Below are 22296 nucleotides of genomic sequence, written 5' to 3' on the forward strand. Positions count from 1 at the left end.
GAGGCCTCGGTCAGCCCTGCACCAGTACCGCGCACGACTCGCCCGGGACGACGAGCGTCCCCTCGGCGTCCGGCTGCCCGACCGGTTCCCACTCGGCCAGCACGCGCGCGTGGGCCGCATCCAGCGGGACTGCGACCGGCTCCTTGGAGAGGTTCACGGCCACCCGGACTTCACCGCGCCGGAAGGCGAACCAACGCGCCTGCTCGTCATACGCGACCCGCACGGCCGCCAGGTCCGGATCGGAGAGGTCCGGAAGCCCGTGCCGCAGGGCGATCAGCTCCCGGTACCAGGCGAGCACGCGCGCGTGGGGCTCGCGTTCCCGCTCCGACCAGTCGAGGCACGAGCGGTCCCGGGTCGCCGGGTCCTGGGGATCCGGGATGTCCTCCTCCGCCCAGCCGTGGGCCGCGAACTCCCGCCGCCGGCCCCGGCGGACCGCCTCCGCGAGGGCCGGGTCGGTGTGGTCCGTGAAGAACTGCCAGGGCGTGCTCGCGGCCCACTCCTCGCCCATGAAGAGCATCGGCGTGAACGGCCCGGTCAGCGTGAGGACCGCCGCGCAGGCGAGCAGACCGGGGGAGAGGGACGCGGCGAGCCGGTCGCCCTGGGCGCGGTTGCCGACCTGGTCGTGGGTCTGCGAGTAGCCGAGGAGGCGGTGCGCGGAGATGCGTGTGAGGTCGAGCGGGCGGCCGTGGTGGCGGCCGCGGAAGCTCGAGTACGTGCCGTTGTGGAAGAATCCGCCGGTCAGCGTCTTGGCGAGCGCGGCGAGCGGTGCCTGGGCGAAGTCCGCGTAGTAGCCCTGAGATTCGCCGCTGAGCGCGGTGTGCAGCGCGTGGTGGAAGTCGTCGTTCCACTGCGCGTGCAGCCCCAGGCCGCCCTCCGGGCGCGGTGTGATCAGGCGCGGGTCGCAGAGGTCCGACTCGGCGATCAGGAACAGCGGCCGGCCGAGCTCGTCGGCGAGCCCGTCGACCGCGGTGGACAGCTCCTCCAGGAAGTGGATCGCGCGCTTGTCGTGCAGTTCGTGCACCGCGTCGAGCCGCAGCCCGTCGATCCGGTAGTCGCGCAGCCAGACCAGCGCACTGCCGATGAGATACGCGCGCACCTCGTCCGAACCGGCGCCGTCGAGGTTGACGGCGACGCCCCACGGCGTGTGGTACGCGTCCGTGAAGTACGGCCCGAACTGCGGGAGATGGTTGCCCGACGGGCCGAGGTGGTTGTGCACGACGTCGAGTACGACACCAAGACCGTGCTCATGCGCTCTGTCGACAAAGCGCTTCAGCGCCTCCGGGCCGCCGTAGGGCTCGTGCACGGCCCACAGCGAGACCCCCTCGTACCCCCAGCCGTGCCGTCCCGGGAACGGGCACAGCGGCATGAGCTCCACATGCGTGACGCCGAGCTCCACCAGGTGGCCGAGGCGGTCGGCCGCCGCATCGAGTGTGCCCTCGCGCGTGTACGTCCCCACATGCAGCTCGTACAGCACCGCGTCCGGCAGGCCGCGCCCGGTCCACTCCGTGCGCCATAGGTACCGGCCGTGGTCCACGACGGCGCTGAGCCCGTCGGGGCCGTCCGGCTGGCGCCGTGAGCGCGGGTCGGGGAGCACCGGGCCGTGGTCGAGCGAGTAGCCGTAGCGCGCGCCGTCCTCGGCCTCCGCGTCGCTCGTCCACCACCCCGTGCGGTCCGGATCGCGTTCCATCGTGTGTGTGGCGCCCTCCAGATGGAGCGTCACCCGGTCGGCCTGCGGTGCCCACACCTCGAACTGCTGCACGGACGGTATCCCCTCGTCTCCCGGCTGTGGCATCGGTGTCCATGGTGCTGCACAGGGGATCGATGTGCTTCCGAAATCGCCGTATGCCGGCTTGAGTCCTCATTCGCCGGACATGCCGGTTGTCGTGCCTGGTCAGGGCGGGGCATGGGCTCAGGCCCGGGAAGTCCGGCGTTTCCTGGACACCCTGTCCGGTGCTGCTCGACAATCACGAGCGTGACGCCGTCTTCCGAGTTCAACACGTATCCCGCTCGGCTCTCCGACGCCGAACGCGACAGGGCACTGAAGGTGCTCAGGAACGGCGTGGCCCTGGGCCGGCTGTCGCACGACACGTTCGTACGGCGCATGGAGCTCGTACTGGCCGCCCGCAGGCCCGACGAACTCGCGGTCCTCACAGCCGATCTGCACACCGAAGGACGCTGGTCGCGCTGGGTGTTCGACGCGGTCGGCGCCGTCTCCGGCTTCACCGTGCGGCTGCGCAGGGCCTGGCAGGCCGAGCGCCTGCCGAAGCTCCTGCTGCCCGCGCCGGGCAACCCTTACCCGCTGCGTATCGGCCGGGACCCGGCGAACGGGCTGCGGCTCAGCCACGAGACGGTGTCCCGGGTGCATGCCGAACTCAGCCGCCAGGGCGGCACCTGGGTGCTGCGCGACCTGGGCTCGACCAACGGCACCTCGGTGAACGGACGGCGCGTGATCGGCGCTGTCGTCGTCCAGGACGGCGACCAAGTGAGCTTCGGCCAGATGTCGTTCCGTCTGTCGGCCGGCTGAGCCGCTCGGCTCCCCGACTCCTGCTGCGGTCAGCCGGTGACCGCGAGCGCCTGCCGCATCGCCTCCACCACCGTACGGGACTGGTGCTCGACCTGATGGTCCATCGGCACCCAGCGCGCCCCGAACCGGTCCACGAACGCGGCACACCACTGCCTCACGAGCGCGTCGAGCCGCGGCGCCGCACGGTCGCCGCTCTCCCGCAGAACCCGGAGCAGCATCGCGGCGGCGCGCAGCGGCAGCCGGCGGCCGAACGCGTCGATGCTGCTGATGTACGCCCTCGTGGCGTCCGGGGGCGGCGGCCGGCCCCAGTCATCGGCGAGCCCGGGAACCAGCTCGAGCGCCCAGCCCGCGGCGCGCAGCAGGGGACTGTCGGACCCGGCCAGGCGTGGCCTCGCGTCCTCGAGGACCTCCTCCACCAGGAGTGTGTCCCGGCGCAGCCGCCGGGACAGCTGCCGCATGGCCTCGGCCGGTGCGGGATGCGGTGCCGGGTCGCCGACCAGATCGCTCGCCCACATCGGCACCTCGACGATCGCCGTCAGCCCGCCGTAGCGGTGGGCGTGGTGCCAGGTGCTGTGCCGTGCGTCGTCGGGCAGGCTCGGGAACGCCGCGTCCGAGTCCGCGGCCGGCATCACATGGACCCCGGGGCCGGAGGCCGGCCAGCCTGCGGCGTCGGATGCCCCCGTCTCGACCGGAATGTGCAACTCCGCCGCCGACTTGGCGAACGGCTCGGCGAGCCCGGGGATGTCCTTCGTCAGCTGCACCCAGGTGCCGCCCAGATCCGTCCCGTGCAGCGACACCTGGAGGTAGGGCCGCAGCTCGTCGATGACGCCGGTGAGGGCCAGCGTCTCGGGCGGCAGCCGGTCGGGAGGCAGCACGGACGGCGACCACTCGGGCTGTTCGGGGCCCGCGGGACGGAAGAAGCCCCGATGGTAGTCCAGCAGCGAGCGGGGCGCCGGAGTGCGGTGGAGGCTCGCGCCGTCCGGATCGGCGCACAGCAGGAAGTGCCAGGAGGCATCGGTGCGCAACGCCCTGTCCTGCAGGGCCCGTTCGGCGAGGTGCAGCAGCGTCGAACCGCCCGCCGGCTCGTTGGCGTGGGCGCCGGCGACCACGAGGACCGCGCGGGACGACCGGCCGACGGACAGCAGGTGCAGCGGTCTTCCCGCGCGTGAGGTGCCGATCTGCCGCAGCACACACAGATCAGGCCGGTGAGCCGACAACTCTCCGGCAGCCCAGGTGAGTTCCTTCACGCTGGGATAGCGCTGGTCTATCGGGTGGGTCACCGCTCCTCCTCGCCGAGCAGCCATGGGCGTGAGGACGCGCGCCCGGCGCGCGTCCGGAGCGGTGGTGGACACGCTGGTGGCCGTTTCGTCGGCGCATGGACGGATGAGGCGGACTGCCGCCGCCTTCCTGCGTCCGGCCCTGTGCGACCGGTCCGGACGGCATCCCCGCTGACCGGGCCCTACGAGGGCGTCTGCCGCTCACGCAACCCCGGCTCCTCCCGCTGGCCTTGCCGAACAACCGCCGGGCGAAGGGACCCCCTCCGCCGGTCGTCGCGCCCCCGTTGTGCGCATCCGCAGTACCCCACGCTGTGGAGCGCCTGTCAATATTGCGCCGCAATCGGTATCGGTCGGGCAACTACAGTCCCGTTCCGGTCTCGGCCCGCACCAGAAGAGCCACCGGCCGGTCCGTGAACAGCTCCGCCACGCGCGCGTGCCCCGCGAAGCTCCGCCCCGGGGACAGCAGATCGGACCACTCTCCCTCCGGCAGCGGCAACTGCGTGTCCCGCCAGCCGCCGGCATCGGCAAGCCGAAGCGACAGCCGCGTCACGGCAGGGATCACCTCGCCGGACCGTACGAACGCCACGCAGTGCGGGGCACCGGGACCCTGGGCGTCCAGCGGCTCGTACGCAGCCGCGTCGCCGAAGAGCTCCGGGCGACGCCTGCGCAGCCGCAGTGCGGCCGCGGTGAGGGCCAGCTTCTCGGCGGAGAGATCCTCCAGTGCACCCGAGGACTCTGTGCCGCCGTTCCGCGCGTCCAGGCGCCGCAGCAGCTCGGGACGGAACAGCGGCGGCCGCCGGTTGTCCGGATCCACCAGCGCCCGGTACTCGCTCTCCGTGCCCTGGTACACGTCGGGCACCCCGGGCATCGTCAGCTGCAGCAGCGCCGCCCCGAGGACGTTGGCGCGCAGGTGGGGACGGAGCGCGCCCGCGAACTCCTCGACCGCGTGCAGCGGCGGCCCGCACGGCCCGGCCTCGACGAACCGCGCCACCGCCTCCTCGTACGCCGGGTCCTGCTCGGTCCAGCTCGTGTGCAGGCCCGCCTCGCGCACGTGCTTGAGCATCGCCTCCCGCAGCCGGTCTCCGTGCCCACCGGACGGGTCCTCCGGGAAGCCCCGCCCGAAGCCGACCGCCGTCTGCCAGGCCGCCCAGGCCATCTGGAGGTCGGGCGCGGCCGGCGCGTCCCCGCGCGTGGTCTGCTCGGTCACCTCGGCCAGCAGGTCCGCCCACCGGTCCGGGCACTCGGTGAGCACGGCGATACCGGCCCGTACGTCGGCGCTGCGCTTCGTGTCGTGCGTCGACAGCGCCGTCCCGGTGAGCGGCCAGTCGCGCTGCACGCGCGCGCAGTACGCGTGGAAGACCTCGGGTGTCACGGCGGGACTGCCGGGATTCCCGCCCACCTCGGTCGCCGACATCAGCGGCACATAGCGGTAGAACGCCGTGTCCTCGACCGACTTGGCGTGCAGCGCCGACGCGATCTGCCCGAACCGCGTGGCGAACGCGACCTGGTCGGGGCCGTGGCCGAGCCGGCCGATCACCAGGTTCCGGACGACGTCGACGGCCCCCGCCTCCTCGCGTACCGCGAAGACCGCCTTCGCCTCCTCGGCGGCCTCCTCGGTCAGGACGAACTCGCTGCCCCCGTTGACGTACGGCCGGTAGACGCGCAGGCGGACGAGCAGTTCGCGGATCGCGGTGCGCAGCGTCCAGGGCGCGTGGTCGCGCAGGGCGGGGTCGGCGGCACAGATGAGGCTCCCCGCGCGCGTGAGGCGGTCGATCTCGGTGGCCAGCTCGCGGGTGACCACCTTGTACGCGGCGCGGCGTACCGTCGCCGCCCAGTCGCCGCCCTGGTCGGCCGGCGGGGCGGCGAAGCGCCGGTACTGGCCGAGCAGTTCACCCGCGCCCGCGGGATCCGTGAACAGGCCGTCGATGTGCCGCAGGGCGTCATAGCCGGTGGTGCCGGCCACGGGCCAGGCGGCGGGCAGCTGCTCGCCGTCCGTGAGGATCTTCTCCACGACCGTCCAGCGTCCGCCGGTCGCCTCGTGCAGCCTCTGGAGGTACGCGCCGGGGTCGGAGAGCCCGTCCGGATGGTCGATGCGCAGGCCCTCGAGGACGCCCTCGTGCAGCAGTTGGAGGATCTTGCCGTGCGTGGCGGCGAACACCTCCGGGTCCTCCACTCGCACCCCGATGAGCTCCGAAATGGTGAAGAATCGGCGGTAGTTGAGCTCGGTGCGGGCCAGCCGCCACCAGCCGAGCCGGTACCACTGCGCGTCGAGGAGCTGCGGCAGCGGCAGCTTCTCGGTGCCCTCGCGCAGCGGGAACGTGTGCTCGTGGTAGCGCAACACGTCGCCGTCGACGATCAGCCGGTCCCACTCCTCGCCGATCCGGTGCCCAAGGACCGGCATCAGCACCTGGCCGCCGGGCGCGTTCCAGTCGATGTCGAACCAGCGCGCGTACGGCGACTGGGGGCCGTCGCGCAGCACCTCCCACAGGGCGCGGTTGAAGCGCGGTACCGCTGCCATGTGGTTCGGCACGATGTCCGCGATCAGCCCGAGCCCGTGCTCCCGCGCGGTGCGCGCCAGCGCCCGCAGCCCCTCCTCGCCGCCCAGCTCGTCGCGCACGCGCGCGTGGTCCACGACGTCGTAGCCGTGCAGCGAGCCGGGGACGGCCTCGAGGACAGGCGACAGGTGCAGGTGCGAGACGCCGAGCGCGGCGAGATACGGCACGGCCGCCTCGGCCGCGGCGAACGGGAATGCGGGCTGGAGCTGGAGCCGGTACGTGGCGGTGGGCGGCGCTGGGATCGGCTGAGGCGTCATGGGAACGTACGTACCCGCGCGGCGGGCATTCGTGTCATGCCGCCGGGCAGGTGCGCCCGAGTGCGCCCCCGCGCTCGGGCCGAGGACCGCCTACGCAGGCCGCTGCAGAACCACAAGGCTTCGATCCACCAGCGTCAGCCGGTCGCCCGCCTGCACCTTCACGCCCGTCCCCGGCGGCACCCCGTCCGCCTGTGCCGTGTCCACGACGACCTCCCACTGCCGCCCGTGGTTGACGGGCACCACGAACTCCAGCTCCTCGGGGGATGCGTTGACCATCAGCAGGAACGAGTCGTCCGCGATGCGTTCGCCGCGCGGGCCGGGCTCGGAGATCGCGTTGCCGTTGAGGAACACCGTGAGGGCCCGGGCCTGGGACGCGCTCCAGTCGCGCTGCTTCATCTCCTCGCCCTCGGGCGTGAACCAGGCGATGTCGGACAGCTCGTCGTGCGTGCCCTGGACGGGCCGCCCGTGGAAGAACCGGCGGCGGCGGAAGACCGGGTGGTCGCGCCGCAACCACACCATCGCGCGCGTGAAGGCCAGCAGCTCGCCCTCGCCGTCCTCCGGCCAGTGCACCCAGGACAGCTCGCTGTCCTGGCAGTACGCGTTGTTGTTGCCGCGCTGCGTGCGGGCGAACTCGTCGCCGTGGCTGAGCATCGGCACGCCCTGCGAGAGCATCAGCGTCGCGATGAAGTTGCGCATCTGGCGCAGGCGCAACTCCAGCACCTCGGGGTCGTCGGTCTCGCCCTCCGCGCCGCAGTTCCAGGACCGGTTGTGGCTCTCGCCGTCGCGGTTGTCCTCGCCGTTGGCCTGGTTGTGCTTCTCGTTGTACGACACCAGATCGTGCATCGTGAAGCCGTCGTGGCAGGTCACGAAGTTGATCGAGGCGAGCGGCCGGCGCCCGTCGTCCTGGTAGAGGTCCGACGAGCCGGTCAGCCGCGACGCGAACTCGGCGAGCGTCCGCGGCTCCCCTCGCCACAGGTCGCGGACCGTGTCGCGGTACTTGCCGTTCCACTCGGTCCACAGCGGCGGGAAGTTCCCCACCTGGTAGCCGCCCTCGCCGACGTCCCAGGGCTCCGCGATCAGCTTCACCTGCGAGACCACCGGGTCCTGCTGCACGAGGTCGAAGAACGACGACAGCCGGTCCACCTCGTGGAACTGCCTCGCCAGCGTCGCCGCGAGATCGAACCGGAAGCCGTCCACGTGCATCTCGGTGACCCAGTACCGCAACGAGTCCATGATCAGCTGCAGCACGTGCGGCGAGCGCATCAGCAGCGAGTTCCCGGTCCCCGTCGTGTCCATGTAATAGAGGGGATCGTCCGCCAGGCGGTAGTACGACGCGTTGTCCAGGCCCCGGAAAGAGAGCGTCGGTCCCAGGTGGTTGCCCTCGGCCGTGTGGTTGTAGACGACATCCAGGATGACCTCGATACCGGCCTTGTGCAGGGCCCGCACCGCCGACTTGAACTCCAGCACCTGCTGACCGCGGTCGCCCCACGAGGCGTAGGCGTTGTGCGGCGCGAAGAAGCCGATGGTGTTGTAGCCCCAGTAGTTGTTCAGGCCCATCTCCACCAGGCGGTGATCGTTCACGAACTGGTGGACCGGCATCAGCTCGAGCGCCGTCACGCCCAGCTCGGTCAGGTGTTCAAGGATCGCCGGATGTGCCAGGGCCGCGTAGGTGCCGCGCAGCTCGTCGGGCAGCGCCGGGTGCTGCATGGTCAGGCCCTTCACATGGGCCTCGTAGATCACCGTGCGGTGGTAGTCGGTGCGCGGCAGCCGGTCGTCGCCCCAGTCGAAGTAGGGATTGACCACCACGGATGCCATCGTGTGCGGCGCCGAGTCCAGGTCGTTGCGCTTATGAGGCTCGCCGAAGTGGTAGCCGTAGACCTCCTCGCCCCACTCGATACGGCCGCTCATCGCACGCGCGTACGGGTCGAGGAGCAGCTTCGCCGAGTTGCAGCGCTGTCCGCGTTCCGGCGCGTACGGCCCGTGCACCCGGAAGCCGTAGCGCTGCCCCGGCATGATCCCGGGCAGATACGCGTGCCGCACGAAGGCATCGCTCTCGCGCAGCTCGACGGCCGTCTCCGAGCCGTCGTCGTGCAGCAGACACAGCTCGATCCTGTGCGCGGCCTCGGAGAAGACCGCGAAGTTCGTACCGGCGCCGTCGTACGTGGCGCCGAGGGGGTACGCCTGTCCAGGCCAGACCTGCATGGATACGACTCTTCCAGTTCCGGCCCGGATACGGGGGGCCACTCGGCTCCGAGTCTCCCTGAAAGTGAGTGAACCTCCTAGGACTTCATGCCGTCCTACAGGGTGACCACGCAGACCCGGTATGTGTACTGACCAGCCGGTATGCGTCTGAGGGGACTGCAGAGACAGCAGGGACACTGGGGGAACATGTGCGCGAACTAGCAAGACGCCACCTGGGGAAGCTGGTGGCGGGGACGGCGATAGCCGTGGCGGGCACCGCCCTGATGGTCGCCGTCACGGTGCCGGGCGAGGCGGGTGCCGGAGAGCGCGCGGACGGGCGCACGTCCGCGGGCGCCGCGCGGCAGGAGTCCGCACCGCCCGAGGGCGTCGTCGAGGCCGCGCCCACCGAGGCCGACCAGGGAGTCGGCAGCGATCCGCTCACCGACGACGAGCTCCAGCGGGCCGAGCGGATCGCCGTGACCAGGGCCCTGCGGGCCGACGCGCGCGACGTCGAGGGGGACCGCGGACCGCAGCGGCTGTCCACCAACCTGAGCGAGCCGGAGCCGGACGACAGCGCGAGCACGTCGCAGCGCCGCGCCGATGTCGTCCTCTACGACTACAAGAGCGACGCCGTGATCACCAAGACTGTGAATCTCACCACAGGCAAGGTCGAACAGACGGACATCGCGCACGGCGTGCAGCCGCCGCCCAGCAAGGAGGAGCTGCGTGAGGCGGCGCAGCTGCTCATCGCCGACCCGCTCGGCACCGACCTCAAGAACGACTACCGGCACGCCACGGACAAGGAGCTCACCGGCCCGGACCAGCTGGAGCTGAGCGGCATGGTCTTCCGCAAGGAGACCGCCCGGAAGGTGCCGTCCGGCCTCACCGACTGCGGGCGGCACCGCTGCCTGCGGATCGTCGCCAAGGTCAAGAACGGCCCGTGGATCGACACCCGGTCCATGGTCGTCGACCTGAGCGCCCGCACGGTCGGCCGCCTCGACTGATCCGCGGCCCGTCCGCCTCGGCTGACCCGAGGTCCGTCCGCCTCGGTCGATCCGAGGCCCGTCCGTTTCTCGTTCTGGCGTTCTTCTCGTCTACTTCTCGTCTTCTTCGCCCGTACGCGATCTTCTCCTCCACGAAGGAGTCATTCCGCATGCCCGTCAACAGACTGTCGCGCGCCCGCAGGCGAGCCGGCCTGGCTCTCGCGGTCTCCGCGCTCCTCGGCACCGCCGTGACCGCCGCAGGCCCCGCCTCCGCCGCGCCCGAGCAGGCACTGGAGGCCGCGGCCGCCGCCCCCGGCTGCAGCGCCGCCTACCGCATCGAGCAGACCCTCGACGGCGGCACCACCTGGCGCATGTGCTGGCACTACAACACCCTCTCCGGGCTCGTCCTGGACAACGTCAGCTACCAGCCCAAGGGCGAGCCCAAGCCCATACCCGTACTCACCAGCGCACGCCTGGCGCAGATCCACGTCCCCTACGACGACGGCCAGGCGGAGTACGACGACGTCACCGGCACCGACTTCGGTCTTGCGCTGCAGAACCTCAGGCCCGGCGAGTGCCCGGGCGGCACCATCAAGACCGTCAAGGTCCCGGACATGGGCAATGTGAAGGGCCTGTGCACCACGACACGCGCGCGTGGCCATGCGTACCGTCTCGCGAACGACGAGGGCACCAAGGTCTGGCAGGCCCAGGGCAAGGACCTGCTCGTGTACACGGTCAACAAGGCGTCCTGGTACGAGTACATCACCGAGTGGCGGTTCGGCTCGGACGGCACGATCACGGCGAACGAAGGCGCCACCGGCAGCCTCTCGCCGTACGACTACGACGGCGCCGACGGCCGCGGCTGGCCCATCGGCAAGGGCGCCACCGCCTACGCCGAGAGCCACACCCACAACGTCTTCTGGCGGCTCAACTTCGGCCTGGACGGCTCGTCCAAGGCCAAAGTCGAGCAGTACGACTCGAAGGTGACCCCGCCGCGCGGCGACGGCATGCCGACGACGAGGACCACCCGGACGGCCGTCACCAAGGAACTCGCGGGCGACGCCAAGTCGATGCGCTGGTGGCGGATCGTCAGCACGGCCGGCAAGAACAAGGACGGCCACCCGCGCAGTTACGAGATCGTCCCCGGCCACACGGACAAGTTCTCGGGCCGGTCCTTCACAAGGCACGACGTGTACTTCACGGAGTACAACAAGTGCGAGCAGTACGCGTCCGACAATCCGAACTGTGCGGACGGCGTGCCGACCAGTGTCGACAAATGGGTGAACGGCCAGACCCTCACGCACCCGGTCACCTGGGTCAACATCGGCTTCCACCACATCGCCCGCGACGAGGACCAGCAGCCCATGCCCGTCCACTGGCAGGGCTTCTCGCTGGTCCCGCGCGATGTGACGGCTATGAATCCGCTCACTCCCCCGGACCTCGCGGACCAGAACGGTCAGCCACGAGACGGGAGTTGAGAAACGACCCTGTGCATCAGGCTGCACCGCCACCCGCTCCCGGAGTACCCTTCCTTGATCGTTCAACGGGGGAGTGTTCGGGGGAGCGGAAGGCGGTGCGCGGGTGAGCTCGGGAGGGCTGGAGCTGCCCCCTGGTGACAGCGGTCACGAGGGGAGCTCGGCGGACGCCCCGTCCGGAGCGGTGTCCCTGGCGCGGCCGATGGAGATGGGATCTCAGATCGGACCCGAACTGGACTGGGGCCCCGACGCCTGGAGCGAGGTGCGTACGCGCGCACAGCGAGCCGGGCGCGCCTACATCTGGCTGAACCTGGTCGAACAGCGGCTGCGCGCCGTCGTGGCCGCCGTTCTGCGTCCCATCTACGAGCCCGTCCACGGCGACGACTGGGTCGTCGCGGCCGCGGGGCCCGCCGGTCAGGAGTGGGTGCAGCGCGCCGTCGCTGTACGCGAAGTCAGCCGCCGCAAGGGGTACTTGCTGGACCCGGCGGACGACAACGTCCTCTCCTTTCTGACCCTCCCGCAGCTGCGCGAGCTGATGGTCCAGCACTGGCCCTGCTTCGAGCCCTACTTCGACGACCGGCGCGACGTCGAACTCGCCCTGGACGAGCTCGAGGTCACCCGGAACGTCGTGTCCCGCAACCGCGCCCTGTCCGGGACGGTCCTCGCCCAGGCCGAACGCGCCTCCGCCCGCCTGCTCGACATACTCGGGGCCGGCTCGGACGTGCCGTCCGCGCGACGACTGCCCGTCGACGCCGTCGAGGACCTCGTCGGCGACCGGTACGCGGACGTGGTCGCCGTGCATTCCGACCGGGTCCGGCTGCTGCGGCAGTTCCCGGCCGAGGACATCTTCGGCGGCGCCCGCCGGCTCGACGCGATCGGTATCGGCCTCAACATGCTCGTGCAGAACTTCTCGGGCCGGCGCCTCGTGCGCCTCGCCGAGTCGGGCTGCCGGGTGCGGCTGTTGTTCCTGAACCCGGCGTCCAGCGCGGTGAAGCGACGCGAACGCGAACTCGGCCTCAAACGAGGAGAGTTGAGCCGGTCGGTCGAGATGAACATCCTGCACATGCGGCGGGTGCGCGCCAAACTCCGCGACCCCGGGGCCTTCGAGATCCAGGTCTTCGACGAGACCCCCCGCTTCACGGCGTATCTCGTCGACGGCGACGGCCCGGACGGCATCGCCGTCGTCCAGTCGTATCTGCGCAGGACCCGCGGGATGGAGGCGCCGGTGCTGGTGCTGCGCGGCGGGGGTCGGGTGGTCAAGCCGGGCGAAATCGGCGAAATGGGCGAGATCGGGCTTTTCGCCACCTATCGCGAGGAGTTCGAGGCGGCGTGGGTGGATTCGCGGCCGGTGTCCTGAGGCCTGTCTTCTGAGGCCGGTGCCTGAGGCCGGCCGGTGCCCTGAGACCCCTGGGACGGAGCGAAAGCGGAACGCGCTCGTCTGATTGTCAGTGGCGGATGCGATCGTGAGGGTCACTGGGGGAAAGCACTACGAAGGAGGGGCCGCATGGGCTGGCACAGGGAGCTGCTGATCGGCTTCGACCTGGAGACGACCGGGACGGACCCGCGCGAGGCGCGGATCGTCACGGCGGCGGTGATCGAGCTCGAGGACGGGAAGCCAGGGGGGCGCCGCGAGTGGCTGGCCGACCCGGGCGTGGAGATCCCGGCGGACGCGGTGGCGGTGCACGGCATCAGCAACGAGCGCGCGGCGGCCGAGGGCAGACCGGCCGACCAGGTCGCCGACGCGATCGCGGACGTCCTCGTCACGTACTGGAAGACGGGCGTCCCGGTCGTCGCGTACAACGCGGCCTTTTATCCGCGCACTTCGAGTACGTCTCAGGTGTTTCAGGGTGCACTGGTGGGTGGGGCCCTGTGATGAGCTGGACCAGCGGGACGTTGGTGGCCTTCGACTTGGAGACCACGGGGACCGACATCGAGACCGACCGGATCGTCACCGCGGCCGTCGTGGCTGTGGGCGCGGATGAACGACCACCGGATGCCCGGACATGGCTGCTCGACCCGGGGGTGGCCATCCCGCGACAGGCTTCGGCCATCCACGGCATCTCCACGGAACACGCCCGCAGGCACGGGGTTGCGGCAGCTCCCGCGATCGAGGAAATCACTTCGGCTGTCGCCGAAGTGCTGGACTCGGGTACTCCGCTGGTGGTGATGAATGCGCGATACGACCTCTCGCTGCTTGACCGTGAGTGCCGACGCCACGGCATAGAGCCGTTGGGCAAGCGGTTGCGTGGAGGGACATCGCCCGTTATCGACCCTTTGGTCCTGGACAAGCATGTGGACCGATACAGGGCGGGGTCACGGAACCTCCAGGCGCTCTGCGAGTACTACGGCGTGCCGCTCAACGACGCGCACAACGCGGTTGCGGATGCGGTGGCCGCAGCGGGTGCGGCGCGATCCATGGGCATCAAACATTCGGTCATAGGAACGCTGGAGCCTGCGGAGCTGCACGATCTCCAGGTTCGTGCGGCGGCAGAGCAGGCCGTCTCTCTCCAGAGGTATCTGCGTCGTACGTCGGATGCGACTGCCTACGTCGAGCCAGCATGGCCGATCATCCCGTTCAGCCGCGAGGAAATAGGTCCTCTGACGGGAGGCTAGCCGGACGAGGGCGAGGATGCGGACGCGGATGCCGATGGTGCGCTGTGTGCTGGCTCCGGCGGAGTGTCGGGCAACTCGCGGATGCGTGGGACCGGCGAAGGCAGCACCCAGACCAGGCACATCACGGCCCCGGCCGTTGCGATCCACAGTGCCGGGCGTAGCCCGATAGTCGTGCCGAGTGCTCCCCCTGCGAGCGCGCCCAGTGGGCGCACGCCGTGGGTGAGGGTGCGGTAGGCCCCGTTGACGCGGGCGCGCAGGGCGTGGGGGATGAGGGCCGTTTGAAGCGAGCCCAGCGAGATGTCGACGATCATCGCGCCCACGCACGAACCGAATTCGGCGAAGAAGAGGAGACTGAGGACGAGCCCGTCCGGGCCCTCCGTGAGAGGTACGAGCAGCAGCGGGACAGGGAACGCTGCGAAGCCGACGACGACGGCGGGCCCGATGCCGACGCGGCGCACGAGACGGCCAGTGAGGGCGGCACCGACCAGCCCGCCGATCGCACCGATACCGAGGACCGACCCCAGCACGCCTGCGCTGAGGCCGAGTTCGGTAGTGGCATAGAGCACGAAAAGCGTGTGAAAAATGAAATTGAAGAACTGAACCGTGGCGGAAGCGGCGAACGTGGCGCGCATGACGCGCGAGCGGAGGATCCACCGCAGGCCTGCGGTGAAGTGTCCTTTCGTGGGTGGCACGGCCGACGGTTCGACGGGGGTTATACGGGCCAGGCAGTAGGCGGAGGCCAGATAGGTCACCGCGTCAGCGAGGAGCGCGAGCGGCGCGGTGAACAACTGGACGAGGAGACCGCCGGCGCTGGGGCCCGCGACGAAGGACATGGCGCGGCTGCCGTTGACAAGGGAGTTGCCCTCGATATAGCGCTCGGCGGGGATGAGCGAGACGAACAGGATGGTGTTGCAGACGTCGAAGAGGACGGTCAGCGCGCCGATCCCCAAGGCGGCCGCGTAGAGCTGCGTGAAGGTGAGTGCGTCGAGGGCGTACGCGATGGGAACCGACGCGATGAGCAGGGCCCGCGCGAGGTCTGTGGCGATCATGACGCGGCGGCGGTGCGCTCTGCTGTCGGCCCATGCACCAGCGGGTAGAGAGAGCAGCAGGGCGGGCATGAGCTGCGCCGTGGCGAGCCAGCCCATCTGGGCAGCGTCGGCGTGGAGGGCGAGGACGGCGACGAGAGGGAGGGCGATCTGGGATATCTGGTCGCCGACGAGAGAGATGCTCTGGCCGGTCCAGTAACGGCGGAAGGAGCGCTTGCCAGGGGGTCGGGGACGGCCGCGGATAAGCGGCCCAAGGGCGTCATCGCGGGCCGCCCGTGCGGTCGGGGGCGCTGGGAGTCTCCTCGTTGCCAGTGGACCGTTGGGGCAAGGGAAAGGCGGCCCGGACGATCTGGACGAGCCGTACGCCCTGGGGGCGGGCGGCCGGGTTGCCCTGCCGGTCCTCGTAGGGGCGCAGCAGACGGTCGAGTTTTTCGCCGAGGTCAGCGAGTTCCTCTGCCGTCAGGTAGAGCACTTGATCGCCGATGTGCTCGGCTTCCTGCCACTCGCGCGGTAGATCGTGGCGCTCTTCGATGGCGCGGTTGATCAGCTCGAAGTAGCGTTCGGCGACCGCGGTTTCCAGTGCCCTGCTGGCCTCCGCGACGGCAGGGTCCTCGGAGTAGTTGGGCCACTCAGTGAAGCGTGCGGTGGCCCGCCAGGGTTTCTCACGGCCTTGGCCACCGGGTGCGACCTCGACCAGTCCGTACTTGGCGAGCATCCGCAGGTGGTACGAGCAACTGGCAACGGATTCGCCTGTGAGCTCGGCCGCGCGGGTTGCGGTGAAGGGGCCTTCGGTGCGGAGCAGGCCGACAAGGCGCATGCGGGTGGGATGGGCATAGGCGCGCAGAGCGCGGGGGTCGGTGAGCCGGGTTGTGCGGGCAGGGGCTCCTGGTGGCTTGTCCATCTGACTGTTCGACATGTTGTAAAGATACCTTTAGAAAGGTTCCTTTACAACGGACTCTACGTCACCCTTGCGTCGGCACTGTGGCCTCACGTGGCCTGCTGTTGGCGCTGTGAGAAGCGTGTCCGGCGGTCTGCGAGAGCCGGATCAACGTCGGTCGATGCGAGTGATCCGGTCATGGTGGCTTGAGGCTTGAGAGAGGCGTTGGTTCTCAAGGGTGAGGAACTGAACCTGCTGTGCGAGGACGTTGATGGAGGACCGGAGCTCCCGTAGCTCGCGCGCGTGCTCCTTGCGAAGCTTGCGTTCGGCCGCCTTCAGGGACTGGACTTCCTGTCGGAGGGACGCTGGGGGTGCGGCTGCGTGTTCTCGTTCGGCTACGAGGTTTCGGAACTCGTCCACGACCTCGGGGCAGCGGTACGCGCTGGCCCTGCTGACGCCGGCTTCGGCCGCCAGGGAGGCGACGGTGAGCGCACCGTCACTACGCATGGGTTCTCCTCTGAGCAGGCGCTCACCGGCTGCGCGGAGGGCACTCTCGATGCGTTTAGTTGTTGGCATGGTCGACGCCTTCGATCACCTTGTTGATGTCGTTCAGGTGCTGCCGCAGAGCCGTGCGCTGGAGATCGGAGAGCCCGACGAAGGCGAGGGCTCGCTCGGTGTCCCCGCGCGCGGCTTCCCACCCTGGGCGGTGCCGGGTTGTGATGGTTGAGTTCCCGCAGCGATCGGGACGGCAGTTGTTGAGCAGGGGCTGGTCCCCGCTGCCCGTGGTCCGGCAGAGGGCGGTTTCGGGCTGGTAGTAGCAGTCGTTCAGCGTGCCGACGTGCAGGGTGTGTGCCGAGGTCTTGAGCATGGCGTGGAGGCGGCGCTCGTCGACCACTCGTCCCGGGAAGTCCTGGAGTTCCTCCTGTACGCGCGCGAATTCGTTGTCGGTCCGTGTCCCACCGGGTGCGGTGGAGCGGACACCGGCCTTGAAGTCCTCGTAGCGCTCCACAACGTCCGCCAGACGCGCCAGAGCCTCTTCGGCGGCGACCTCTGCGCGGAATCCCGAGGCTGAGGTACCGGCGTACCCCTCGAACATGGCAACGGAGAGATGCTTGTACTGGATCATTCCGGCGACCGTGCCATAGGGGCGGTGGGCGATGTGCCAAGCCACGGTTCTGCGGAACTGCCGGGTGGTGAGGTTCCAGGGCTCCCCGTCCACATCGGGAACAAGGAAGCCGATCTCTCCGCAGTGTGCTCGGAATTCGTTGAGGTTGTCATTCATGCGGTTGGCGGAAACCGTCGAATACCGCTCACGGGTCACCGGTCGGCAGAACAGCGCGTCACGATGGGGCAGTCGTCCAAGGACGTCGATGGCTTCGGCAACGGGTTCGATGACCACCCAGCTCTCTGTCACGCCGCGCCCGCCCTTGACAAGCTGCGAGCGCACTTTGTGGCGGACGAGGACGCCATCCGCGCTCCGCTCCGTGAAGTGACAGCCGTCCCGCAGTTCCTTGACCTCGGAGTCGCGCATACCGGACAGGTAGGCGATCAGGATGTAGCAGGCGGCTCTCAGGAGCCGTTCCTCGTGAGGTACGGCGGCGGGACTGAATCTGTCCCGCCAGGGGAGACCAGTCTGGGGGTGCGGAGTGATGGGCGTGTCCATGCCGCCGCGCTCGGGGCCCAGCTGCTCCAGTGCTCGGTCGATGCGTTTGTCGTAGACGCTTCCGGCAACGTCCCGGCCTGCTCCGGACTTCCGCATGATGTACGTGTAGGCGGGCGAACCAGCCAAGCGTGGTTGCCGCCCGGCCCCGTCCAGCACGGGGACCCCACGTCCGTCGCTGGCCAGGCCGTTGAGGTAATGCTCAAGCCGCTTGAGGGACAAGCCATGGATTAGCTCGACGGAAGCTTCCAACTCTGTGAGCTCGGCACGGGCGTTGATGATGTCCGTTGCTGCGGTCCGGACATAGAACAGCGCTGCCTGGACCAAGGGGCCGACTACCTGGGGCGGGATTCGGGGAGTCTCGTTTTCGTTCCCGCGCGCAGGCTCGACGCCGATGACCCGGGTAATGGGGCGGCCGTTCCACGGGTTGACGACCAACGCGTCAGTGGCAGTGGCTTCTGCTGCGAGGTGCAGGCGCGGGATCACCTGAAGGCGATGACGAAGGCTGCTCACCAGCAGTCCTTCGCCCCGGCAGTGAACGAGATAGGAGTCGAGAATCGGTTGCGTGACCGCGTCCAGGCGAAGGCCACCGTGTTGGGTATCGAGGAACCGGAAGAAGCACCGCAGGTTCCACCACTCCGCTGCCACTGTTGAGATGGAAGGCAGTGGACCGCGTACGGGGCGAGTGTTGAGCCTCCAGAAAAGGAACTCACGGGCAACTTCACGTCGCACCGCATCGCCAAGGGACTTGAAGTCGATCAGGAACTCGCTGGCGTACCGGTTTCCGGCGAAACCCGCTACGCCGAGGTTCCAGACGTCATCTCCGAACCGTGGCATGAGAGACGGGTCACCGGCGAGAGGGCGTCCGGACAGAACGGGTGCGGTGTCGAGGGAGCGGGAAACGCCGAGCCCAAGCGGGAGGGGGTGCGCGGGCATCAGTGACCTCCGAACAGGTCGGGAGGAAGGAAATGAAGAGGCTCGGTTGACTCGGCAACCGCTTTGGCGCTGAGAACATCACTCTCGCTGAACCTTGGCAGGATCAGTTGCAGGATCTGCTGATGGGCTTTGCCGAAGCGGGCCGTCCACTCAACTCCGGGCGTCTTGGCTCGCTCGGCCTCGATGTGGTTGAGGAACGCCAGGATGGCCGGCAGCTTCCTCCGGGTGATGACCGCGTTTCCGCAGCCGAGGCAACCGAAGAACGACACTGGGCAGGCCTTGCCCTTGGTGCCGAACGGTGAGTCGAAGAAGTCGCGGCAGGAAGACAGCCATAGATCAGACTCGCCGGACAGGAGTGGCCCAATCTCCTTGGCGGAGATGCCGAGCAACTCCGGTGCCTTTTTGGGCTGTTGTGCAAGGTTTTCTTCCTCTTCCGGTGTGAGGACCGAGGGATCACGGGCCTCGTCGAGCGCGTCCTGCAGGCCATCTGCCACGGCCTGTTCATGGAGATTCCGCAGCGAGGGGACGTCCGCGTAATGCGCTGCGGCAACGTCGGGCGAGTGTCCTTGCACAAAGGCCGACATCCTCCCGCCAGTGACCTTGTACACGGCGGCTTTGTAGGTCTTTCGCAGCCGCGACAGGCGCAGCTCAACGGGTCGGCCCTCGTCGCTGATGCCGTGTGCCGAGACAAAGCTCTGTGCCATGTGGGTCACCACACCTGCACCGAGGCCGATGGCCAGGGCGCCTTCCTTCATCCGGAACTGCCACAAGGCCGACGAGCCGGTGATCTCCCTGACCGAGGCCGTGAGTCGAAGGGCCAGCCGCAGTAGCCCGCCTGGCGAGTTGGACGAGCCATCCCTGACCCGGATCATGTTCCACTCCTGGCCATGCCGACGGCGCTTGAGGTACTCGACCTGCACATAGCCGCGGTTCGGGTTCTTGAGGCAATCCGAGGTCAGCTCCCTGGCTGCCTCCAGCTCCATGCCGCTTTCGAGACAGAACAGAAGGAGCAGGGCGAACAGGTCACGGCTGGTCGGGTAGAGGAGGGATGCAAGGCGGCCGGGAGAATGTTCGTCAGCCACGGCCCGACCGACCAGGTCGGCCAGCTCTTGACGCGTGAACTGCCCCTGGCTCCGGTGGATCTCCCACAGCACATTGGCGTCGGAACTCCATCCCGCCACCCGAGGGTCCTGCCCCTGCGCCAAGAGCGTTGGTCCCTCCAAGGTCAGCCGTCGAACCGCGTGGTCGACATCGGAGCGTGCGGCAGCGCGCAACTGCTCCACCACTTGGGGGGAATAGGCGTCGCGAGGCGCATACGATCCGACCGGACCTGCGGAGGTATAGGCGAGCCGCCGGATCATGGCAGACGACAACCCTCCACGCCTTTCACTCAAACGTCGCAAGATCCAGACGATGTCGGCGATACGCGCGTACGGGGTCCGCGAGGACTCCGGATGTCTTTCGCGTAGGTGGCTCTCGAACCCGTCCAGGTGGTGCGGGAGGAGATCACCCGCGCGTAGTTCCACGCGCTCCGTCGATGCGATCCAGCGTGCCCATTCCCGGCACGAGCGGGCGCGATTGCGCAGCGTATGTGGCGACCCTGTGCCCTGGCCCACGGCGCACGAAGCCGCCAGTTCTGCTCCCAGGGCCCGCAGCAAGCGCTGCTGAGGCTCGCGGGTCCAGTCCACGATGGCTGCTCGGTTGTCCGGGAAGGTGACCTCGATCTTCAGCAGCCCCAGCGCCGGGGGAGTTGGATCAACAGCCTGTTCCACGGGCACGTTCAGTCGGGCCCGACGTCGTCCCCGCCCTACCATGAGCTTGCTCCGCCTACCTGCGCCTCGGACCGCTGATCCTCCTGCGAGACCTGAGTCGCCGTGGCCGCTACCTCGGACGTCCAAGCGTCCACCGCACCGTCGATCAAGGACTGCGCCTGGTCGGTGCAGTCGAGGTAGATATAGGTCGTCGTGATCGAGGAGTGACCCAGCAGTCGGCGCAGGTGATCGAGGGGGTCTCCAATGATCCGGCGGTAAACGCCGTCGGCCATCTCATGCCTGTCCACCGAGCCGATCTGCTCGTGGATCAGCGCCGACAGCAGATGAACGGCGAAGGTGTGCCTGAGCACATGAGGAGTGGCGGTGACATCGACCCCGAACGTCCGGCACCTGTCCGAGGCGCGCACGAATACCGACTCCCAGGCGGACAGAGACACAGGTCGTGCTTCCTGCCCGAGCCACACGCACGCGGGGCCAAGAAGACGGTCCTGCTCGTCCATGAGGAAGAGCCGGGACCGGATCGATGGCGGCACACGTGACCAGGGAACTCTTCGCAGCCGACCGTCCTTCGTCTGCATCCGTACGCCCCGGCGGTCGGGTTGGCTCCCCAGCACCGCGTCGGCAGGCAGTGGACGGCCTCGGGCGTTCCAGCGGTCCAGCACCAAGGACCGCTCGATCTCCATGTAATCGACCAGGGCCGCGATGATCCGGTTCGGCAGCAGGACCCTGCGCCCCTTGTCCCGTTTCGCGGTCGGCGGCGCCAGGTCAAACGGCACACTCTTCTTTCCGTCCTGGCGGTCCGGGGCGGGAAGTTCCGGCCAGCAGAGCGACGCGGCCTCCTCGATGCGCAAGCCGGTGGTGACCAGCAGCTCCGCCATGACGACGTTACGTTCCGCGTTACGCCCACGGAAGGACGGATCGGTGGCTCCTGACGGCCGTTGACCGCGCAGTCCGAGTTCGCGGAAAGCCGCGTACCGAGGCACGGAGAGGAACTTGACGGACCCTCGCTTTGCGGCCTTCTCCACCGCGCGGTTGTTACGGACGGGCACTTGTCGGCCGGATTCCGCTCGCCGTGAGCTCTCGTAGTACTTGAACGGTGTCCGCTCGATCAGGCCCTCGTCCGACGCCCAGGTATAGAACTTGTCCAGGGCCGCGACGGACCGGTTCCAGGTGGAGGCCGAGATGGCCTGCGTGGGGTCTGGCGATATACGCCGTGCCCGGTGGAAGGCCGTCACGTCGTCACGGTCGGCTTGCCAGAAGGTCTTGCCGCGATGTTCGTGGAGAAACCGCCCCCACGTCAGCAGATCGAGAGCGTACGCCCGCCAGGAGTTCGCCGACCTTACTCCGAGCGACGGCAGGGACCACAGGAAGCGGTTCAGGTGTATGTCGTAGCTGCCGTCCTCGCTGATGATGAACGGCGCACCCGCGTGCAACCCGTGCCGTTCCAGCGCTCGCTGCGCATCGGTTACCCCGGCCGCTTCCAGCGCTCCCGGGTCGGTGAAGAAGATCTCCATCTGATCGCACCCCCTGGCCGATCAACGACGACGGAGCTCGTGAGACACGGTCGTGCGTGGATAAGGCCTTCGACCTCACCCTGCTCTCCGCCGAGCTGCGCCGCCACGGACTGCCGTCGCTGCGTGAGCGCCTCGGCGGAGTCGACCCCGCACCCGTCATCGACCCGTACACGATCGACCGCTCAGTCGACCGCTACCGCCGCGGCAAGCGGAACCTCGAGGCGGTCTGCAGGGAGTACGGGGTCCCGCTGGACTCCGCCCACGACGCCTCGGCGGACGCCCTGGCGGCGGCCCGGCTCGCCTGCGCGATAGCCGCCCGCCATCCCAAGGTCGCGGCCCTCGGCCCGGCGGAGCTGCATCGCCGCCAGATCGAGTGGTACGCGGCGTGGGCGGCGGACTTCGAGAGCTTCCTGCGCCGGAAGGGTGACGCAGACGCGGTGGTGGAAGCGTCCTGGCCGCTGCGGGAACTGGCGGACGAGCAGGTCGGCTAGGCCCAATGCCGGTGACTTAGGTTCTGTCCTGCCGGGTGATGGTGACGGTGTCCGGTGCGGGTGGTGTCCCGTTGCGATGCTCGGCCCGTTTGAGCGGCCAGTTGGACATCTTCCGTTTGATCACTCGGGGGCAGG

General features: G+C 69.1%; 15 protein-coding genes and 2 pseudogenes. 7 read left to right on the forward strand and 10 right to left on the reverse strand.

Annotated elements, in window-relative coordinates:
• Nucleotides 1–10 precede the first annotated feature (10 nt).
• Nucleotides 11–1792 carry a malto-oligosyltrehalose trehalohydrolase gene (gene treZ / locus ACWD4J_RS23170; protein ID WP_451397318.1) on the reverse strand — a complete coding sequence of 594 codons (1782 nt, stop codon included), beginning with the start codon at nt 1790–1792 and terminating at the stop codon, nt 11–13.
• Nucleotides 1793–1972: 180 nt separating this feature from the next.
• Between treZ and ACWD4J_RS23175 the strand changes: the two genes are divergently transcribed.
• The gene (locus ACWD4J_RS23175; RefSeq protein WP_451397319.1) at nt 1973–2524 is read left to right on the forward strand and encodes an FHA domain-containing protein; all 552 of its coding nucleotides are present in this window, start codon (nt 1973–1975) and stop codon (nt 2522–2524) included.
• Between the two features lie 29 nt (nt 2525–2553).
• Here the strand turns inward: ACWD4J_RS23175 and ACWD4J_RS23180 are convergent, their stop codons facing one another.
• The 3 genes from ACWD4J_RS23180 to glgX form a co-directional block, all read right to left on the reverse strand.
• Complete coding sequence (locus ACWD4J_RS23180) at nt 2554–3804, reverse strand: M14 family zinc carboxypeptidase (RefSeq protein ID WP_451397320.1); 1251 nt, start codon at nt 3802–3804, stop codon at nt 2554–2556.
• A 355-nt stretch (nt 3805–4159) separates the two neighbouring features.
• A complete protein-coding gene (gene treY, locus ACWD4J_RS23185; protein WP_451397321.1) occupies nt 4160–6613 on the reverse strand; it encodes a malto-oligosyltrehalose synthase in 2454 nt (817 codons plus the stop codon).
• A 90-nt stretch (nt 6614–6703) separates the two neighbouring features.
• Nucleotides 6704–8815 carry a glycogen debranching protein GlgX gene (gene glgX / locus ACWD4J_RS23190; protein ID WP_451397322.1) on the reverse strand — a complete coding sequence of 704 codons (2112 nt, stop codon included), beginning with the start codon at nt 8813–8815 and terminating at the stop codon, nt 6704–6706.
• A 188-nt stretch (nt 8816–9003) separates the two neighbouring features.
• Here glgX and ACWD4J_RS23195 point away from each other — a divergent pair, with 188 nt between their 5' ends.
• The 5 genes and pseudogenes from ACWD4J_RS23195 (at nt 9004) to ACWD4J_RS23215 (ending at nt 13865) form a co-directional block, all read left to right on the forward strand.
• The gene (locus ACWD4J_RS23195; RefSeq protein WP_451397323.1) at nt 9004–9798 is read left to right on the forward strand and encodes a Tat pathway signal sequence domain protein; all 795 of its coding nucleotides are present in this window, start codon (nt 9004–9006) and stop codon (nt 9796–9798) included.
• Between the two features lie 149 nt (nt 9799–9947).
• Nucleotides 9948–11255: a copper amine oxidase gene (locus ACWD4J_RS23200; protein WP_451397324.1), complete on the forward strand. Its 1308-nt coding sequence runs from the start codon at nt 9948–9950 to the stop codon at nt 11253–11255.
• 103 nt (nt 11256–11358) lie between these two features.
• On the forward strand, nt 11359–12609 hold the full coding sequence (locus ACWD4J_RS23205) for an SAV2148 family HEPN domain-containing protein (protein ID WP_451397325.1): 1251 nt from the start codon (nt 11359–11361) through the stop codon (nt 12607–12609).
• 147 nt (nt 12610–12756) lie between these two features.
• A pseudogene (locus ACWD4J_RS23210) lies at nt 12757–13062 on the forward strand (exonuclease domain-containing protein); the annotation flags it as partial.
• A 62-nt stretch (nt 13063–13124) separates the two neighbouring features.
• Entirely contained in the window at nt 13125–13865 is a 741-nt protein-coding gene (locus ACWD4J_RS23215) for an exonuclease domain-containing protein (RefSeq protein ID WP_451397326.1), read from the forward strand.
• Here ACWD4J_RS23215 and ACWD4J_RS23220 read toward each other — a convergent pair.
• The 6 genes from ACWD4J_RS23220 to ACWD4J_RS23245 all read right to left on the reverse strand — a co-directional run bounded on the left by ACWD4J_RS23220 (nt 13862) and on the right by ACWD4J_RS23245 (nt 21670).
• Entirely contained in the window at nt 13862–15223 is a 1362-nt protein-coding gene (locus tag ACWD4J_RS23220) for an MFS transporter (RefSeq protein WP_451397338.1), read from the reverse strand. The genes ACWD4J_RS23215 and ACWD4J_RS23220 overlap by 4 nt on opposite strands.
• Nucleotides 15171–15827 carry a helix-turn-helix domain-containing protein gene (locus tag ACWD4J_RS23225; RefSeq protein WP_451397327.1) on the reverse strand — a complete coding sequence of 219 codons (657 nt, stop codon included), beginning with the start codon at nt 15825–15827 and terminating at the stop codon, nt 15171–15173. The genes ACWD4J_RS23220 and ACWD4J_RS23225 overlap by 53 nt, the downstream gene beginning before the upstream one ends.
• A 129-nt stretch (nt 15828–15956) precedes the next feature.
• Nucleotides 15957–16295: a hypothetical protein gene (locus tag ACWD4J_RS23230; RefSeq protein ID WP_451397328.1), complete on the reverse strand. Its 339-nt coding sequence runs from the start codon at nt 16293–16295 to the stop codon at nt 15957–15959.
• A 55-nt stretch (nt 16296–16350) separates the two neighbouring features.
• Nucleotides 16351–18285 (reverse strand): hypothetical protein, encoded by a 1935-nt coding sequence (locus tag ACWD4J_RS23235; RefSeq protein ID WP_451397329.1) that lies wholly within the window; start codon nt 18283–18285, stop codon nt 16351–16353.
• Between the two features lie 98 nt (nt 18286–18383).
• Nucleotides 18384–20156, reverse strand: a complete 1773-nt coding sequence (locus ACWD4J_RS23240; protein WP_451397330.1) for a hypothetical protein — start codon at nt 20154–20156, stop codon at nt 18384–18386.
• A 35-nt stretch (nt 20157–20191) separates the two neighbouring features.
• On the reverse strand, nt 20192–21670 hold the full coding sequence (locus ACWD4J_RS23245; protein ID WP_451397331.1) for a tyrosine-type recombinase/integrase: 1479 nt from the start codon (nt 21668–21670) through the stop codon (nt 20192–20194).
• Between the two features lie 65 nt (nt 21671–21735).
• Here ACWD4J_RS23245 and ACWD4J_RS23250 point away from each other — a divergent pair.
• Nucleotides 21736–22161, forward strand: a pseudogene (locus tag ACWD4J_RS23250) (3'-5' exonuclease); the annotation flags it as partial.
• Nucleotides 22162–22296 lie beyond the last annotated feature (135 nt).

The organism is Streptomyces sp. NPDC002577, from assembly GCF_053594815.1.

What these genes read in the sequence shown, in the direction of transcription:
- treZ (WP_451397318.1), bottom strand. Translation starts at nt 1,792, where the DNA reads ATGCCACAGCCGGGAGACGAGGGGATACCGTCCGTGCAGCAGTTCGAG.
- treY (WP_451397321.1), bottom strand. Translation starts at nt 6,613, where the DNA reads ATGACGCCTCAGCCGATCCCAGCGCCGCCCACCGCCACGTACCGGCTC.
- glgX (WP_451397322.1), bottom strand. Translation starts at nt 8,815, where the DNA reads ATGCAGGTCTGGCCTGGACAGGCGTACCCCCTCGGCGCCACGTACGAC.
- ACWD4J_RS23200 (WP_451397324.1), top strand. Translation starts at nt 9,948, where the DNA reads ATGCCCGTCAACAGACTGTCGCGCGCCCGCAGGCGAGCCGGCCTGGCT.
- ACWD4J_RS23215 (WP_451397326.1), top strand. Translation starts at nt 13,125, where the DNA reads ATGAGCTGGACCAGCGGGACGTTGGTGGCCTTCGACTTGGAGACCACG.
- ACWD4J_RS23225 (WP_451397327.1), bottom strand. Translation starts at nt 15,827, where the DNA reads ATGTCGAACAGTCAGATGGACAAGCCACCAGGAGCCCCTGCCCGCACA.
- ACWD4J_RS23230 (WP_451397328.1), bottom strand. Translation starts at nt 16,295, where the DNA reads ATGCGTAGTGACGGTGCGCTCACCGTCGCCTCCCTGGCGGCCGAAGCC.
- ACWD4J_RS23235 (WP_451397329.1), bottom strand. Translation starts at nt 18,285, where the DNA reads ATGCCACGGTTCGGAGATGACGTCTGGAACCTCGGCGTAGCGGGTTTC.
- ACWD4J_RS23245 (WP_451397331.1), bottom strand. Translation starts at nt 21,670, where the DNA reads ATGGAGATCTTCTTCACCGACCCGGGAGCGCTGGAAGCGGCCGGGGTA.